Source organism: Nisaea sp. (genome assembly GCF_039990255.1).
In the GTDB taxonomy this organism is placed as follows: Bacteria; Pseudomonadota; Alphaproteobacteria; order Thalassobaculales; family Thalassobaculaceae; genus Nisaea.
Genome location: NZ_JBDXGG010000007.1, coordinates 332,626 through 348,409 on the forward strand (window position 1 = coordinate 332,626; position 15,784 = coordinate 348,409).

At 58.6% G+C, this 15,784-nt stretch carries 13 protein-coding genes; 8 read left to right on the forward strand and 5 right to left on the reverse strand.

What is annotated here, in order from left to right; translation table 11 throughout:
- Positions 1-16: 16 nt before the first annotated feature.
- From lepA to ABJ076_RS06300, 3 genes are all read right to left on the reverse strand, one after another.
- The gene (lepA, locus tag ABJ076_RS06290; protein WP_348191848.1) at positions 17-1,819 is read right to left on the reverse strand and encodes a translation elongation factor 4; all 1,803 of its coding nucleotides are present in this window, start codon (positions 1,817-1,819) and stop codon (positions 17-19) included.
- Between the two features lie 89 nt (positions 1,820-1,908).
- Positions 1,909-2,913 carry a lipid A deacylase LpxR family protein gene (locus ABJ076_RS06295; protein WP_348191851.1) on the reverse strand — a complete coding sequence of 335 codons (1,005 nt, stop codon included), beginning with the start codon at positions 2,911-2,913 and terminating at the stop codon, positions 1,909-1,911.
- 193 nt (positions 2,914-3,106) lie between these two features.
- Entirely contained in the window at positions 3,107-4,507 is a 1,401-nt protein-coding gene (locus ABJ076_RS06300) for an ATP-binding protein (RefSeq protein WP_348191854.1), read from the reverse strand.
- Between the two features lie 219 nt (positions 4,508-4,726).
- Between ABJ076_RS06300 and pcaD the strand changes: the two genes are divergently transcribed.
- Both pcaD and ABJ076_RS06310 read left to right on the forward strand, forming a co-directional pair.
- Positions 4,727-5,512 carry a 3-oxoadipate enol-lactonase gene (pcaD, locus tag ABJ076_RS06305; protein ID WP_348191857.1) on the forward strand — a complete coding sequence of 262 codons (786 nt, stop codon included), beginning with the start codon at positions 4,727-4,729 and terminating at the stop codon, positions 5,510-5,512.
- A 72-nt stretch (positions 5,513-5,584) separates the two neighbouring features.
- Positions 5,585-6,223 carry a LysE family translocator gene (locus ABJ076_RS06310; RefSeq protein WP_348191860.1) on the forward strand — a complete coding sequence of 213 codons (639 nt, stop codon included), beginning with the start codon at positions 5,585-5,587 and terminating at the stop codon, positions 6,221-6,223.
- 71 nt (positions 6,224-6,294) lie between these two features.
- Here the strand turns inward: ABJ076_RS06310 and ABJ076_RS06315 are convergent, their stop codons facing one another.
- Positions 6,295-7,497, reverse strand: a complete 1,203-nt coding sequence (locus ABJ076_RS06315) for a pyridoxal phosphate-dependent aminotransferase (protein ID WP_348191863.1) — start codon at positions 7,495-7,497, stop codon at positions 6,295-6,297.
- Positions 7,498-7,709: 212 nt separating this feature from the next.
- Here ABJ076_RS06315 and ABJ076_RS06320 point away from each other — a divergent pair, with 212 nt between their 5' ends.
- From ABJ076_RS06320 to glpK, 6 genes are all read left to right on the forward strand, one after another.
- On the forward strand, positions 7,710-8,189 hold the full coding sequence (locus ABJ076_RS06320) for a hypothetical protein (protein WP_348191865.1): 480 nt from the start codon (positions 7,710-7,712) through the stop codon (positions 8,187-8,189).
- A gap of 123 nt (positions 8,190-8,312) precedes the next feature.
- Positions 8,313-9,575 carry an MFS transporter gene (locus ABJ076_RS06325; protein ID WP_348191868.1) on the forward strand — a complete coding sequence of 421 codons (1,263 nt, stop codon included), beginning with the start codon at positions 8,313-8,315 and terminating at the stop codon, positions 9,573-9,575.
- On the forward strand, positions 9,565-10,419 hold the full coding sequence (locus tag ABJ076_RS06330; RefSeq protein WP_348191871.1) for a metallophosphoesterase: 855 nt from the start codon (positions 9,565-9,567) through the stop codon (positions 10,417-10,419). Before ABJ076_RS06325 ends, ABJ076_RS06330 begins: the two co-directional genes overlap by 11 nt.
- Positions 10,420-10,498: 79 nt before the next feature.
- Positions 10,499-10,696 carry a hypothetical protein gene (locus tag ABJ076_RS06335; RefSeq protein ID WP_348191874.1) on the forward strand — a complete coding sequence of 66 codons (198 nt, stop codon included), beginning with the start codon at positions 10,499-10,501 and terminating at the stop codon, positions 10,694-10,696.
- A 185-nt stretch (positions 10,697-10,881) separates the two neighbouring features.
- Complete coding sequence (ppa, locus tag ABJ076_RS06340; protein WP_348191877.1) at positions 10,882-11,415, forward strand: inorganic diphosphatase; 534 nt, start codon at positions 10,882-10,884, stop codon at positions 11,413-11,415.
- 155 nt (positions 11,416-11,570) lie between these two features.
- A complete protein-coding gene (gene glpK, locus ABJ076_RS06345) occupies positions 11,571-13,082 on the forward strand; it encodes a glycerol kinase GlpK (protein WP_348191879.1) in 1,512 nt (503 codons plus the stop codon).
- 191 nt (positions 13,083-13,273) lie between these two features.
- Here glpK and ABJ076_RS06350 read toward each other — a convergent pair whose 3' ends face one another.
- Positions 13,274-15,496 carry an ATP-binding protein gene (locus ABJ076_RS06350; protein WP_348191881.1) on the reverse strand — a complete coding sequence of 741 codons (2,223 nt, stop codon included), beginning with the start codon at positions 15,494-15,496 and terminating at the stop codon, positions 13,274-13,276.
- Between the last annotated feature and the right edge of the window lie 288 nt (positions 15,497-15,784).

Here is a 15,784-nt window from a genome sequence, read left to right on the forward strand (position 1 = left end):
AAAACAGACATTTAGATCAGTTATCACCCATCTTGAGCGCTTCGATGAAGGCGGTCTGCGGGATGTCGACATTGCCGAACTGCCGCATCTTCTTTTTGCCTTCCTTCTGCTTTTCCAGCAGCTTCTTCTTCCGGCTGATGTCGCCGCCATAGCATTTCGCGGTCACGTCCTTGCGCATGGCGCTGACCGTCTCACGGGCGATGACCTTGCCGCCGATCGCCGCCTGGATGGCGATCTTGAAGAGCTGGCGCGGGATCAGGTCCTTCAGCCGGGCGCACATGGCCCGGCCGCGGAAGTCGGCCTGGGTGCGGTGGACGATCATGGAGAGTGCGTCCATCGGCTCCTGGTTCACGAGCACGCTGAGTTTTACCAGATCACCTTCTTCATAGCTTTCCAGCGCATAGTCGAAGCTGGCATAGCCGCGCGAGATGCTTTTCAGGCGGTCGTAAAAGTCGAAGACGACTTCGTTCAGCGGCAGTTTGTAGACCGCCATGGCCCGGCTGCCGACATAGGTCAGCTCGATCTGCTCGCCGCGCCGCTCGGTGCACAGCGATAGGACCGGGCCGAGATACTCGTCCGGCACCATGATCGTTGCCTTGATCCAGGGCTCCTCGATGCTTTCGATCTTCATCACGTCCGGCATGTCCGCCGGATTGTGCAGCTCGATCTGCTCGCCCTTGGTGAGGTTGATCCGGTAGACCACGCTCGGCGCGGTGGTGATTAGATCGAGATTGAACTCGCGCTCCAGCCGCTCTTGGATGATTTCCAGATGGAGCAGGCCGAGAAAGCCACAGCGGAATCCGAAGCCAAGCGCGGCGGAGCTTTCAGCCTCGAAGCTGAAGCTGGCATCGTTCAGGCGGAGCTTCTCGAGGCTGTCGCGCAGGTCCGGGTAGTCGTTGGCATCGACCGGGAAGAGGCCGCAGAAGACCACCGGGATGCTCGGCTTGAAGCCTTCCAACGGCGCGTCGCAGGGCCGTTTTTCCTCGGTGATCGTATCCCCGACCTGACAATCCGCGACGGTCTTGATCGAGGCGCTCATGAAGCCGACCTCGCCCGGACCGATTTCCTTGAACTCGGTCAGCTTCGGCGTGAAGGCACCGACCTTCTCGACCAAGTGCGTTGCCCCGGTCTGCATCAGCTTGACCTTCTGGCCCTTTTTCAGCACGCCCTGGCGCACCCGGACCAGTGCCATGACACCGAGATAAGCGTCGTACCAGCTGTCGACCAGCATTGCCTGAAGCGGCTTTTCGCGGTCGCCGGTCGGTGCGGGAAGGCGCTTCACAAGCGCTTCCAGCACGGCCTTGATGTTAAGGCCGGTCTTTGCCGAAACCTCGACGGCGTCGGAGGTGTCGATGCCGATCACGTCCTCGATCTGCTCTTTCACCCGGGCCACGTCGGCGGCGGGTAGATCGACCTTGTTCAGGACCGGGATGATCTCGTGGTCCTGTTCGATGGCCTGATAGACATTGGCGAGGGTCTGCGCCTCGACACCCTGACTGGCATCAACCACGAGAATGGAGCCCTCGCAGGCGGCCAGAGACCGGCTGACCTCGTAGGCGAAATCGACATGGCCGGGCGTATCCATCAGGTTGATCTGATAGGTCTCGCCGTCGTCGGCCTTGTACATCAGCCGCACTGTCTGCGCCTTGATGGTGATACCGCGCTCGCGCTCGATATCCATGCTGTCGAGAACCTGCTCCTTCATCTCCCGGTCGGCGAGGCCGCCGCAGAGTTGAATGAGCCGATCGGCCAGCGTGGACTTGCCGTGGTCGATATGGGCGATGATCGCGAAGTTACGGATATGGCTGAGGTCGGTCATGCAGTGTGATTACCGTCAAAGTTGCTGGCCGGGAAAATAGGGCCGACCGGGCAATGTGGCAATGCGGAAACGGTGGAGGCTGATCTGCTTCAGAAACTGTATGCCACGCCGAGGGAGCCGAAACTGGAAAAGTCCCGGTCGGTAGAGAATTCCGGCGTCCGTATGACCTGGGTCAGGGAAACTCGGGTCCGGCCGAGATTTAAGACGATCCCGTAGGTGAAATCGCCGACCATCAGCTTCTTGTCGACCGAGGGGCTATCCCGGAAGGTATTGCCGTCGAGGAATATGTTGCGGCCAACCATCCGGCCCTCGATCCCGGCAAACAGGTACCAGCCAAAATTGTCGCGGGGGACGAAATAGCCCGAACCTGGCGTGCCTGGCTGGATGCGCGGCGGCCCGTAATCGTCAGACGGCAGGTCCTTGCCGAAGCGGACCATCATGCCCGCGTTGGCATGGGTGAAGACGTTGCCGAGCGCGCCGCCGATATAGGGCGAGGCGTCGATTTGGAAGCCTTCGGGGGCCTCGAGGAGCTGGTTGGCCCATTTATGTTCGGCCGTCAGCAACAGCGCGGGTTCGTTCTTCAGCTGGGAGTCCCAGCCCCGCGGCTCGCGGGTGTCTATCAGGCTGTGCACAAAGCTTTGTACCGGCTCGCCGAGGGCGGCCGGGCCGACCACGCCGAGGCTGAGCTGTAACGAGGTCACGCTGTCGCCAGTATCCGCGAGCACCCCTACTGCACCATAGAGCCAGGCCCCGTAGGGCCTGTCCGCCGGGTCGGGAGTCTTTCGCTCTATGTCCTGCGGCGTGTAAAGGTTCTGGCCGAGCTGGTAGGTCACGCGGAAATCCGCGCTCGGATCGATGAACGGAGCCAGCGCGGAGCGGACGCCATAGGGATCCCGGTTCAAGGTGTCGGTCCATTGCAAGGCCACGCCGTTGGTGTAATCGCGGTCGGCGCCGTTAACGAGATCATTCTCGAAGGTGAGGTTTACCGTCCAGTCCCGTTCTTTGTTTACCGGGTCAGCCTGTGCCGGCCCAGCGAAAGCAGGGCAAAACGCGGCGGCAGACATGGCCAGCACTGCAAGGCGGATCACTCTCATGAGTTTCTCGATGCCAATTTTGCTTGGTTTCCCTGGTGGCATAGCCCACCCGTCTGCCGAGACAGAAACAGCAGCGGCGTTGTTACAAAGCATTCTTTTTAACAGGTCGTAAGGCGAGAATAGGGCCGCGTCCGGGGGGCTGCAATGCGAAAACGGTTTGCGGGACAAAGACTTGCGCTACTGCCCCGGAGCGTCAATGCCGCAACAGGCGCCTGGGCAGATCAATGGCGACAACGCTTCCCGTCTCCGCGTTGTTGTTGATCGAGATTTCTCCGCCATGCACTTCCACGAAGCGTTTTGCTAGAGGTAGAGAGAGATCTATACCGCCTCCAGTATGGGCGACCGTGGCGTTGGTTGTATTGAACGCGTTGAAGGCGTCGGCAATTTCATTGTCCGTGAGACTGGGGCCATTGTCTCTTACTTCGATGCGGACGCCATCATCGGCCTCTGGTCCTGCGCTGACATGGACTGTCCCTCTGCCCCCGGTGAACCGGAGCGCCCGGATCAGAATGCCTGAAAGTGCCTGTTTCAGGAGATTTTCGTCACCCTCGATCGAGCCCGTCCCTTCGTCGAAATAACGGATGATTTCCGCCGGGCTTGAGCCGGTTTTCAGGCGTGCGGCGGAGACAGCCTTGCCGACCAGCGCCTCGACATCGACCGTTTCCGGGTTGAAATCGATCCTGTTGGCCTCGATCCGCGAGAGCTCGAGAACCTGAGCAACAAAATCGTGAAGGGCAGTGGCCGCTTGATGAATATCCGCTCCATAGCCCATATATCGGCTCGCCGTTTGCTCTGCGGGGCTCTTCGCGATGATCTCCGAAAAGCCCATAATTGCGTTCAGCGGGGTCCTGAGCTCGTGGCTCATGTTGGCCAGGAAATTCGATTTTGCATTGCTCGCGCTGACTGCGAGTTGCCGCTCGGCGCCGATTTTTTCGTTGGCTGCTTGCAATGCAATAGTTTGCTTATGCAGGGCTGTGTTGGCTCCGGCAAGGTCACTTTGAGCCCGCAATAGTTCGGCGACGATTAGGGCCAATCCGGTCGCAAGCACCAGAACCTGGGCTGCCACCAAAATCACGCTCATCGATGGTGTGAAGAGGACGAAAGGCCAGGGCAGCATGATAATTCCGCGCAACAGGAAGAGGCCGGAGAGTATCCGCCCGCCGAGCGTTTTCTGATGCAGCCAGAACAAAATGGCACAAAAGACAAACATCACGCCGAACACAACTGGTAAAAAAACAATACTGCGCGTTCCGGTCGTCTCGAAGAGAACCAGGGTAACGATCCAGAGCGCGATTGCTGCTCCTGCAATTAAGCGCCACGGGACTCTTTTACCCACATGGTCGATGCATCCTGCGAGAAGGAATGCAGGGCCGACTAAAGCCGCCGCCGTTCCGAGTGGGTGATGCAAGGGGTGCGTGCCCATGTAACGTCCCGAGACGATATAGATGAGGACCAGGCTGATGGCCGCAAAAGAAATGCCGAAACTCATAAGTCGCTGCCAACGCAGCCGACTCCATAGGAAGAGGAAAGCCGCGCTAACGATAAGGTTCGTCAGAGCAGAATAACCAACCAGCAGGTTTTCCGGCGTAATCATGCTCGCATCCTTCACGTGGTGCCAACTTTGTTGTGCCAGCAGAGACGCATCAGAGCAGGTTTCCAGATAATGATTGCTGGTATTTGAAATAAATCAATATTTTTCCGAGTTTCCGGCGCCGCAACAATTATATGCCGGTGATGGGCGGGACTGGCCTCGGGACACGGTGTTAACGTTCCTTGAAAACAGAAAACTGTTCGGGAACGATGGGAGGAAAACATGCTGCATATCGAAGCCAACGGGATCAGATTGCATTACCGGATCGACGGCCCGGAGGATGGCCGTCCACTATTGCTGTCCAATTCTCTCGCCTCAAACCTCCACATGTGGGACCCGCAGATAACCGACCTGACGTCCGCCGGGTTCAGGGTGATCCGGTATGACAGCCGGGGGCACGGTCAATCCGATGCACCGGGCGGCGCTTATTCAATCGAGATGCTGGCCGACGACGCGGTGGCGTTGCTCGACGGGATCGGTATCGATACGGCGGATTATTGCGGTCTGTCCAAGGGCGGAATGGTTGGCCAGATGCTCGGGGTGCGGCACCGGGACCGGGTGAAGAAACTTATCCTCGCTGATACCAGCGCGCATATGCCGACAAAAGAAATGTGGGACGGTCGCGTCCGTACGGTTGAGAAGGGCGGTATGGCGGCGGTTGTAGATGCCACCATCGAGCGCTGGTTCACCCCGGCGAGCCAACTGCGGCTCAAGCAGGATATCGATACCGTCCGGGAGATGATCCTCGGCACCCCGCCACAGGGCTTCATCGGCTGCTGCCGCGCTATTCAGGCCATGGACCAGCGCGAGACCATCGGCAGCATTGATACACCGACCCTGGTCATCGTCGGCGCCGACGATCCGGCGACGACGCCGGAACATGCGCGGGAAATCCATGGCCTGATCAAGAGCTCCCTCTTTGTCGAGATCCCGGAGGCGGCACATTTTTCGAATTACGAACAGCCCGCAGCCTTTACTAAAGAGATGCTTAAGTTTCTTAATACCTGACTTTCGACCGTTCATGCGGCGTGACTGTTTTTCCGTACCGTTTTCCAGATACAGTTTTGGTTAGGACCGATCATGATGCTGGATTCGCTTTCGCCAGAATTTCTGCTAACCGCCCTGCTCGTCGTGCTCGCACCGGGTACGGGCGTTATCTACACCCTTTCATATGGCCTGTTCGGGCGTCCGGGTCAGAGTATGACCGCGGCCATTGGATGCACGTTCGGAATTGTTCCGCACCTGCTGGCGAGTGTGCTCGGCTTGGCGGCGTTGCTCCATACGAGTGCGGTGGCTTTTCAGGTGGTCAAACTGCTGGGTGTCGCCTATCTGCTCTATCTGGCATGGGGGCTGTGGCGGGAAAGCGGTGCGCTTGCGGTCGCTCGTCCGGATGATGAGCACGGCTCTACCAAAGGGCATCTTCGGATCATGGCGCGAGGTGCGTTGATCAACATTCTCAATCCAAAGCTCTCGATCTTTTTTCTCGCTTTCCTGCCGCAATTTGTCCCGCAAGGCGCACCGGATGCGATCGCGCGCTTCTTTCTGCTGGCGGTGACTTTCATGGTCATGACGTTCGCGGTGTTCGTGATCTACGGCTTTGCGGCGGAGCAAGTCAGCAAACGCGTTCTTGCCTCGGCAAGGGCGATGCGCTGGCTGCAAAGAACCTTTGCGGCGGCTTTCGCCGGATTCGCGGTAAAACTGGCCCTGACAGAACGCTGATCCGTTTCAAAAAGAAAAGCGCCGCCCGAAATCCTCCGGGCGGCGCTTTTTGTTCAGGTCTCTGAAGAGCGTCAGCTCAGCGCGGCGCAGGCCCGCTGGATACGCTCACAGGCATCTTCCAGCACTGCGTCCGAGGTCGCATAGGAGATCCGGAAATGCGGGCTGAGGCCGAAAGCCTCGCCATGCACTGCCGCGACACCTTCCGCTTCCAGCAGGTACGTGCAGAAATCTTCGTCGTTTTCGATCACCTTGCCGTCCGGTTTCTTCTTGCCGATGACACCAGCACAGGACGGATAGACATAGAAGGCGCCGTCCGGGGTCGGGCAGTTCAGGCCACTGGCCTGGTTGAGCATGGAGACCACGAGATCGCGACGGGCCTGGAAAGCCTTGTTGTTCTGGGCGATGAAGTCTTGCGGTCCATCAAGCGCGGCGATCGAGGCAGCCTGGCTGATGGAGGACGGGTTCGAGGTCGACTGGGACTGGATCTTGCGGATCGCGGTGATCAGCTCCACTGGGCCTGCCGCGAAGCCGATGCGCCAGCCGGTCATGCAGAAGGCCTTGGACATGCCGTTTACGGTCAGCGTCCGGTCATACAGCCCAGGCTCGATTTCAGCCGGGGTGCAGAACTCGAAATCGTCATAGACCAGCCGCTCGTACATGTCGTCGGTCATGACATAGACGTGCGGGTGCTTCATCAGCACGTCGGTGACCTTCTTCATGTCTTCCTTCGTGTAGCCGGCGCCGGACGGGTTCGACGGGCTGTTCAGGATGATCCATTTGGTCTTCGGCGTGATCGCCTTCTCCAGATCTTCCGGCTGCAGCTTGAAGTCCATCTCCTGCGGGCAGGGGACGATGACCGGCTCGCCTTCGGCCAGAAGCACCATGTCCGGATAGGAGACCCAGTAGGGTGCCGGGATGATGACTTCGTCGCCCGGGTTGAGCGTGGCCATCAGAGCGTTGTAGAGCACCTGCTTGCCGCCAGTGCCGACGGTGATCTGGTTGCGCGAATAGTCGAGATTGTTGTCCCGCTTGAACTTGCGGCAGATCGCGTCCTTCAACTCGGGCGTACCGTCCGGATCCGTGTAGCGGGTATCGCCGCGCTTCATCGCGTCGATGGCGGCTTCGATGATATGGGCCGGTGTGTCGAAATCCGGCTCGCCTGCGGAGAGGCCGATGACGTCGCCGCCCGCGGCTTTAAGCTCGCGCGCTTTCGCGCTGATGGCGATGGTGGGTGACGGCTTGATCCGGCCGAGACGGTCAGCGATGAAGCTCATTATTTCCTCGGAAAAGCTGGCTGATAAGACGGAAGGCAGAGCCTACGCCCGGCACCTTGTGCATTCAAGCGCGGGAATGTCCTGACTTTGAAGTGGCTTTGGATCAGAATTTGGCCGGACAGCACTAAGTTGGCAGGAAAATCTCTTGAAATTCAGAAAACCGGCGAGAGATTCATAGTAAATTAAAGAGTTTAGAGTGTAAGAACAACGCTATGGACCCAATACGTAGATCAGAACATGCAATACCCCGCGCCGGCACTCTCGACCGCGATGTCTGGGCGCGCGATCTCGCGCGTTCTATGTGCGATTCCGTGCTCGATGTCGAAGACTTGGAGATGCGGCGGCTGGAGCAGTTTCTTTGTGGTCTGATGCATTATCTGCTGGGCAAGGTACACGACCGTCATGAATTTCGGCGCGAGGAGGCGGTCTGGCGCGGAAAGCATGGCTTGCTGCCGCTGATGGGCGGCATGATGGATCGGTATCGGAACATGCCCCGCAAGCCCGGAGCGGAGCCTGTTCGGCAATGGCTGAACGATATGTCCGAAGAGGCGAGCAAGTCGAAATACAATCCCGTTTGCGTCAAGGCGTTCCACCTCTTGGCACGGCTCGAACACGACGATCTCGAAAACATGCTGCATAACGCATCCTGCGTGGTGCTTCTCTCGATGGGCCAAAAACTCCCGGCGGATTGATTCCGGCCCGGCGCATGCCTTGCCCCTCGCCCCTCGGTGGACATAACTGATTCCGAAATCGGTCGTGTTCCATTCCGTTTCTAAGTGTTTTCCAAGTCCGGGACATTGGACTACAAACAAATCATGTCCCTCAAAACATCCGTGGCGCGCTTTTGTCAGGCGTTCCGCAATCGCGATTACGCCATTTATTGCGCCGGCAGCTCTCTTACCGTCATTGGTTTGTGGATGCAGCGGATTGCTGTCGGCTGGGTAACCTGGGAGCTGACCGAGAGCCCGACCTGGCTCGGCATCATAGCATTTGCCGAGTTGTTCCCCGTGGTCATTCTGAGCCCGCTTGCCGGAACCCTTGCCGACCGGCTCGACCGGCTGTCGATTGCCCGGGTCGCGCAATGTCTCAACATGGTTCAGGCAACGGCGCTGACCATCCTGACGCTTTCCGGCGCGCTGACCATCTGGTGGCTGTTCTCGCTTGCGCTGTTCACAGGGATCGTTGTCTCGTTCTGGCAGCCGGCCAGAATGGCGATGATCCCCAATCTGGTCCGGCGCGAGGATGTCGCCTCGGCGGTGGCGATCAATTCGGTGATCTTCAATGCGGCCCGCTTTGTCGGCCCGGCCATCGCTGGTGTGGTCATTGTCGGCTATGGCGCGGGCTATGCCTTCCTGGCCAATGCACTGAGTTATCTGCCGTTCATCGTAGCACTCTGGATCATCCGGCCGACGATGATCGGGAATAAGCCGAAACACCGCGTCGGGATCTTCACTCAGATGACCGACGGTTATCGCTATGCGCTGACCCATCCCGGCATCGGTCCGATGTTGATCCTGATGCTGATCACCTGCATTGCCATGCGCCCGGTCTTCGAGCTGTTACCGGGTTTCGCCGCCGAGATCTTCGGCAGGGGAGCCGAGGGGCTGTCGATGATGGCGACGGCCACCGGGATCGGCGCTGTGATCGGAGGACTTTATCTCGGTCAGCGCGGCGGCCTCGAAGGTCTGGTGCAGCTTTCTTTTGTCAGTGTTGGGGCGATGATCGCGTCGTTGCTGGTTTTCAGTCTGACATCGAATTTCTGGGTGGCGCTGGTTGCATTGGCTCTCGCCGGTGCCGCGATGGTCACTCATGGCGCGGGTGCGCAGACCTTGATACAGGCGACGGTAGATGAGGATATGCGGGGCAGGGTGGTTGCGCTATACGGCATGCTGTTCCGCGGCGGCCCGGCAATCGGAGCCCTGGTCATGGGCTGGGTCTCGGACTGGGCCGGTTTGCAATGGCCGCTGGTGGCCGGGTGCGCCATCGCGTGCCTCGCACTGTTCTTGATAATTGGGCGACGGACCACCATCCGCGATGCCATGGAAGCACGGCGCACGGGTCCCGAGCATGATGGTTGAACCGGATACGCTTCGGCTCTGGGCCATTTCCGACCTCCACCTCGCCTCCGAGGTGAACAGAAACGCGCTTGCCGAAATGCCTGATCATGGCGCCGACTGGCTGATCCTGGCGGGGGATATCGCCGAGCGGGAGGAAGTGTTCGCCGACGCGGTGAATTTCCTGGGGTCACGGTTCGGAAAACTGATCTGGGTCCCGGGGAACCACGATCTCTGGACCGATCAGAGGCCCGGTGGGGTGCCCCGGAGGGGTGACCTCCGCTACCGCCATCTGGTCGAACTTGCGCGGTCGGCGGGGGTTGTCACTCCGGAAGATCCATATCCCAGATGGCCTGTGGATCTTGATGGAAGGCCAGTCTTCATCGCACCTCTTTTTCTGCTCTATGATTATAGCTTCCGGCCGAACGATGTATCGCTTGACGGTCTGAAAGACTGGGTGAGGGAGAAGCATGCGGTGCCGGTGGATGAATTGCTGCTCGATCCCGATCCATATCCGGATCGGCCCGCTTGGTGCGTGGCCCGCTGTGCGGAGACCGAAGCCCGGCTTTCGGCGTTGCCAGAAGGCGCACGGACCGTGCTGATCAATCATTGGCCACTGCGTGAGGACCTCATCCACATTCCCCGGGTGCCGAGGTTCGTGCCCTGGTGCGGCACCCGGATGACCCATGATTGGCATCGCCGGTTCCGCGCCATCAATGTTGTCACCGGTCACCTGCATACCCGCAGGACTGACGTTGTCGACGGGACTCGTTTCCACGAGGTCTCTCTCGGTTATCCGCGGCAATGGAATCAGTCGAAAGGGATCGGAGACTATCTTCGTGACGTTACACCGGGCTCCGCGATGTGATTTCCAAAACAGCGAAGGGTTGAAATCGTCTCTGTGCGTGCGAGGATGGTGCCAATCCACTGGCAAGGGGAATTGATCGATGCGCACTGTTAATCTGAGCTTTGAGTTCGAAGCTGCCGAGAGCCTTCTGCAGACTTTGAATGGAGGTAAAATCGCCGACGATATGCGCGATCATCTTGTACGAGTGGTAGAGAATTCCATTCGTGAAGCTTCGGCGCCAGGCAGCCGCAAGCCTAAGCCACGCTATGTCGGCGAGCACGGTGAATCCGATAAGTAACAGCATTTGATCAGCCTGCCGTCCGGGCTTTCTCCATGGCTGCGTCCATTCGACACTTGACCTTCGTGCCGCATTGCCGCAAATGCTGCGCCGCAAAAGTTTTCTGTCGCCAATCCGATACAAGGCGGGAATACCGTGTGCGAGGGTCTGCTCGCTAGGTGTCCCGTGCGAATGGAGCAAGACCCTTGGACGTAAGTAAGATCTCGACCGGACCGAACCCGCCGTACGAAGTTAATGCCGTTATTGAGATTCCCCAGGGCGGCGTTCCGGTGAAGTACGAGCTGGACAAGGATTCCGGCGCGATGATGGTCGACCGGTTCCTGCATACCGCCATGTTCTACCCGGCGAATTACGGTTTCATTCCGAACACGCTTTCCGACGACGGCGATCCGGCCGACATCCTCGTCATCACCGGTTCCGGCGTTATTCCGGGCGCGGTCATCCCGTGCCGCCCGATCGGGGTCGTTCATCTGGAAGACGAAGCTGGCATGGATGAGAAGATCATCGCGGTGCCGGTCGAAAAGCTGCATCCCTACTATGCCGGGGTGAAAAGCTATCGTGATCTGCCGGAAATCCTGATCCAGCAGATCGTCCATTTCTTCGAGCACTACAAGGACCTCGAACAGGACAAGTGGGTGAAGTTCATCGAAATGGGCGACGCCGAGTCTGCCCGGACCACGATCCTGGAAGCGATCGAGCGGGCGAAGACCGCGAAGTAATGCGCCACCTTCCGAAAGCGCTATCTGAATGCAGCCGCGCCGGCCCGTAAGGGGCGGCGCGGTTTTGTTTGTGCTGGAAACCTTCCGCCGCGACAGGTTATTGAATCTCATCGGCGCCGATTGCGTCGGGGCGATTTCGTCCGAGGGAGGATCAGATGACCACAGCCGCAAAGGCTGGCACCGACCGGCTCATTCTCGCGCTCGATCAGGGAACCACCTCGAGCCGCGCCATTGTTTTCGATGCGAATACACGCGTTGCCGCAACGTCGCAGCAGGAGTTCCCGCAGCATTTTCCGCAATCCGGCTGGGTTGAGCACGATCCGGAGGACCTTTGGCGTACCACGGTTGAAACCGCGCGGGAGGCGATCTCGAAGGTCGGTGGAGCCGAGCGGATCGCCGCCATCGGCATCACCAATCAGCGCGAGACGACGGTGGTCTGGGACCGGCGAACCGGAAAGGCCATCGCCAATGCCATCGTCTGGCAGGACCGGCGCACGGCTCCATTTTGTGCGCGCTTGAAAGAGGCCGGTCACGAAGCTCTCTTTACAGCCCGGACAGGTCTCCTGCTCGACCCATATTTCAGTGGCACCAAGATTGCCTGGATTCTGGACAATGTGGAGGGCGCACGGGTCTTGGCGGATGCCGGGCATCTTGCATTCGGCACAGTGGACAGTTGGCTGATCTGGAGGCTGACCGGCGGGAAGGTTCATGCGACGGACGCAACCAATGCCTCGCGCACGCTGATCTACGACATCAACAAGGGCATCTGGGACCAGGAACTTCTGGCAATCCTCGGGGTGCCGGCTTCCATGCTGCCGGATGTGAAAGATTCGTCGGCGGATTACGGGGTGACGGACGCAGATCTGTTCGGCGTTTCGGTCCCGATTTCCGGCGTGGCGGGCGACCAGCAGGCGGCGACCGTGGGCCAGGCCTGCTTCGAAACCGGTATGATGAAATCAACCTACGGGACCGGCTGTTTTGCGTTGTTGAACACCGGCAGCAAGCCGGTGGCCTCCAGCAACCGATTGCTGACCACCATCGCATACCAACTCGGCGGCAATCCGACCTATGCTCTGGAAGGGTCGATCTTCGTGGCGGGCGCCTCAGTCCAGTGGTTGCGGGACGGGCTCGGTATGATCACCGATGCGGCTGACAGCGCCGGGCTTGCCGGGCAGGCGGATGCGGCGCACCGTGTCTATCTTGTGCCTGCCTTTACCGGGCTCGGCGCGCCCTACTGGGATGCGGAGGCGCGTGGCGCGATGTTTGGTCTGACACGGGCCTCTGGCCCGGCCGACTTCGCCCGGGCGGCACTTGAAAGCGTCGGCTACCAGACCCGCGATCTGCTGGAAGCAATGCGCATCGACTGGAGCGTAGAGGCCGGCGACACTGTTCTCAGGGTCGATGGCGGTATGGTTGCTTCGGACTGGACCATGCAGTTTCTCGCCGACATTCTCGGTGCACCTGTGGACCGGCCTGTTGTGGCGGAGACCACCGCGCTAGGCGCCGCCTACCTCGCAGGCCTCAGGCATGATTACTATCCCGCGCCGGCAGAGATGGCGGGACAGTGGGCCCGAGAGCGCCGGTTCGAACCGGCCATGAGTGCGAAGGCTCGGGACGGTCTTTATGCCGGATGGCGCGATGCCGTCCAGCGCACCCTCACGAACTGAACTGGGAAGCAGGCACGGACACGCGACAGGCCATACAAGCGCGTGTCGTTGCGGGGATGGATGAGGACGGTGCATCCAGCGTAGCAAAGCGGTTTCTTGGGTGCATCGACGCGAAAGAGTTTGACGCGGACCTGCTGAAGAAACCAATCACCCTACCCCGTTTCCTTCAGTCCGGACCGGTATCGTGAATTCTAGAATGTAATCTCGAACGAAGTTCCCTTGCCGGGCTGACTGTTACATCGGATTTTGCCGCCAAGGCGTTGGGTTACGAGATTGTAGACGATGTGCATGCCGAGCCCGGTGCCACCGTGATCGCGCCGGGTCGTGAAGAAGGGGTCGAAAATTTTTTCGACGGTGGCCTCGTCCATACCCCCGCCGAAGTCCTGAAACCGAACAATCGCCGAGTCTTCATCTCGTGGTTCGAGCTCGATCTCAATGCTCCCACCCGCATCCTGATACGCATGGATACCGGCATTGATCACCAGATTGGTTACGATCTGGGCAATTGCGCCAGGATAGGTTCGTCGTTTGATCGCAACGTCCGGCAGCTTCAAATCAATCGTGAGATCAAGCCGCCGTGTCTCGGCGGAGAGGCTCTGGACGGTGCTTGTAATATAGTCTCCGAGGTCAATTGTCCGGGCATCGTCGGCGGTCTGGTCGACAGCGACCAGCTTGAAATTTCTTATCAATTCTGCCGCGCGGCCGAGATTGCGCTCGATGATCATCATGCCGTCGACAATCGTCGTGAGAGATCCAACAGCGCGCGCACGGGTCAGCGCCTTTCCGGAGCCCGTAAGATCGGCCTCAAAGCCTTTAACCAGCTGTGAAACGTGGCTTGATGCCGTGACGCAGATTCCGAGAGGTGTGTTTACCTCGTGCGCAACCCCCGCAACGAGACCGCCAAGTGCCGCCATCTTCTCCCGATGAACGAGTTCGCTCTGGGCGTTTTTCAGATCGGTAATGTCAGTACTCGTTATGATGCAGCCGACATCGTCGATAAAGCGACGCTCCACCTTGTGAATGGACCCATCTGGCAGTTCGTCCTCAAGTACATCGTCGACGCGCTTTTCCAGGATTGCAATTCGCTTGTCGAAGATTGCGTCGACGGCGTCATCGCTTAGACGGGTACTTCGCTTGTTGTCGATGAGGAATCTCAAGGTTTTCTTATAGTCGGTACCGGGCTCACAGAGTTCCGCTGGAAGGTTATGCGATGACCGGATCCAGTTATTTATCAAACGGACCTGATTTTCCATATCAAGCAAGATCATACCGATGGGCGCAAGATCGACCACAGCTTCCAGAGTCTTCTGTTCTGCTGCAAGAGCATCTTGCGTTTCCTTACGAACTGCGACCTCTCGCTGTAACTCTTCCGTCCGCGCCGAAACCATCCGCTCAAGTTCGGCGGTCATGTTCTCCTTGGATTGATCTCTTTCCACTCGGTTGCTGATGTCGCGTATGACGAACTGGGCGATCTCTTGTCCGTTGGGACCGGTAAGACTGGTCACGGTTAATTCTGTCGGAAACTGGGTTCCATCGGATTTCCTGCCACGCCACTCGACGATCTGACGTTCACCGTTTCGCGCAGCGTCGAATACTTTGTTGAGCGCTGTCGTGGTTTCTTCCGCTGTATCGTGGAGGTTGCCGGATAGCCTGCCGAGGGGCTTGCCGATGACATCGGCTGGTTCAACGAGGAACATCTCCTCCGCGCGTTTGTTCAGCGCGACATATTTGCGATCTTCAAGCAGCATGATCGCGTCACCGGCATTGTTGAAGAGGTCCCGGTACTTGGCTTCGCTTTGCTCTCTCTCGATCATTTCCAGACGCAGCTTGTCTAGTATGCCTTCAAAGAACGAAATCGCGCGCGCCAGTTTTCCAAGTTCGTCGGTTCTGGTTTGATCCAGAGAAATCGCTGCGGGCTCGCCTTTTGCCAACCTTTCCAAGGCTTCAATCGCCCCGAACAGATCACGCGACATCACCTTGTAAACGAGCCACGAAGCGATTAGTGAGATCAAAAGGGACAACGCGAAATCGACGGCAAGTATTTGCTGCAGGCGTTCGTCGAAAGCGGTGCTTGCTTTCGTGGCGGATGCTTTGGCGCTGAGCCTCAGGTTGGTGATTGCCCTGAGGCGGGAATATATCTGCTGGTACTGCTCGTTCGTTCGGTGCATCTGCTCCGCATAGTGATCGAGATCGACGGTAGTCATGACCACTGCTGAAACATAGTGCTGGCGTAAGGTGTCAAAATCCCGGCTCAGCTTCTCGAACAGCTCCGCTTCCGGACTATTCTTGTCCAACGAGCTGAACATGCCCTCTATTGAGTTCCTGATGTCTTGCAATTGGTTCATGTAAGGACGCGCGCGGTCATAAAGTCCGCCCTCATCCAACTCGCCGGACTGGCCGAGAATGCCCTGCATCTCGAGATGTATTCTTGCTATAGTTCCACCCAGATCAGTTATCTGCTCTAGTCGGGCAAATGCATTTGTCTGCAGATTATTGAGCGCGTGTAGCTCGTCCTGCTTGCTCTGGAACAGGACGAAAAGGGATCCGGCGAAGATAAGGACGGTTATAATCGGAGCGACGAGAATCCAAGTCTTGAGCCCCAGCCGGAATCTTTGAATGTTAAATCTCACGCGTCACCTGATGGCTGCGCGGCCGTCAGTGGCCTGCTTTCGGGGTGAATGCCAGCGCTGTAGTGAAAACAT

What these genes read in the sequence shown, in the direction of transcription:
- ABJ076_RS06320 (WP_348191865.1), top strand. Translation starts at nt 7,710, where the DNA reads ATGGACCCAATACGTAGATCAGAACATGCAATACCCCGCGCCGGCACT.
- ABJ076_RS06330 (WP_348191871.1), top strand. Translation starts at nt 9,565, where the DNA reads ATGATGGTTGAACCGGATACGCTTCGGCTCTGGGCCATTTCCGACCTC.
- ABJ076_RS06350 (WP_348191881.1), bottom strand. Translation starts at nt 15,496, where the DNA reads ATGCAGGGCATTCTCGGCCAGTCCGGCGAGTTGGATGAGGGCGGACTT.
- glpK (WP_348191879.1), top strand. Translation starts at nt 11,571, where the DNA reads ATGACCACAGCCGCAAAGGCTGGCACCGACCGGCTCATTCTCGCGCTC.
- ABJ076_RS06310 (WP_348191860.1), top strand. Translation starts at nt 5,585, where the DNA reads ATGATGCTGGATTCGCTTTCGCCAGAATTTCTGCTAACCGCCCTGCTC.
- lepA (WP_348191848.1), bottom strand. Translation starts at nt 1,819, where the DNA reads ATGACCGACCTCAGCCATATCCGTAACTTCGCGATCATCGCCCATATC.
- ABJ076_RS06325 (WP_348191868.1), top strand. Translation starts at nt 8,313, where the DNA reads ATGTCCCTCAAAACATCCGTGGCGCGCTTTTGTCAGGCGTTCCGCAAT.
- ABJ076_RS06315 (WP_348191863.1), bottom strand. Translation starts at nt 7,497, where the DNA reads ATGAGCTTCATCGCTGACCGTCTCGGCCGGATCAAGCCGTCACCCACC.
- ABJ076_RS06335 (WP_348191874.1), top strand. Translation starts at nt 10,499, where the DNA reads ATGCGCACTGTTAATCTGAGCTTTGAGTTCGAAGCTGCCGAGAGCCTT.
- pcaD (WP_348191857.1), top strand. Translation starts at nt 4,727, where the DNA reads ATGCTGCATATCGAAGCCAACGGGATCAGATTGCATTACCGGATCGAC.
- ABJ076_RS06295 (WP_348191851.1), bottom strand. Translation starts at nt 2,913, where the DNA reads ATGAGAGTGATCCGCCTTGCAGTGCTGGCCATGTCTGCCGCCGCGTTT.
- ABJ076_RS06300 (WP_348191854.1), bottom strand. Translation starts at nt 4,507, where the DNA reads ATGATTACGCCGGAAAACCTGCTGGTTGGTTATTCTGCTCTGACGAAC.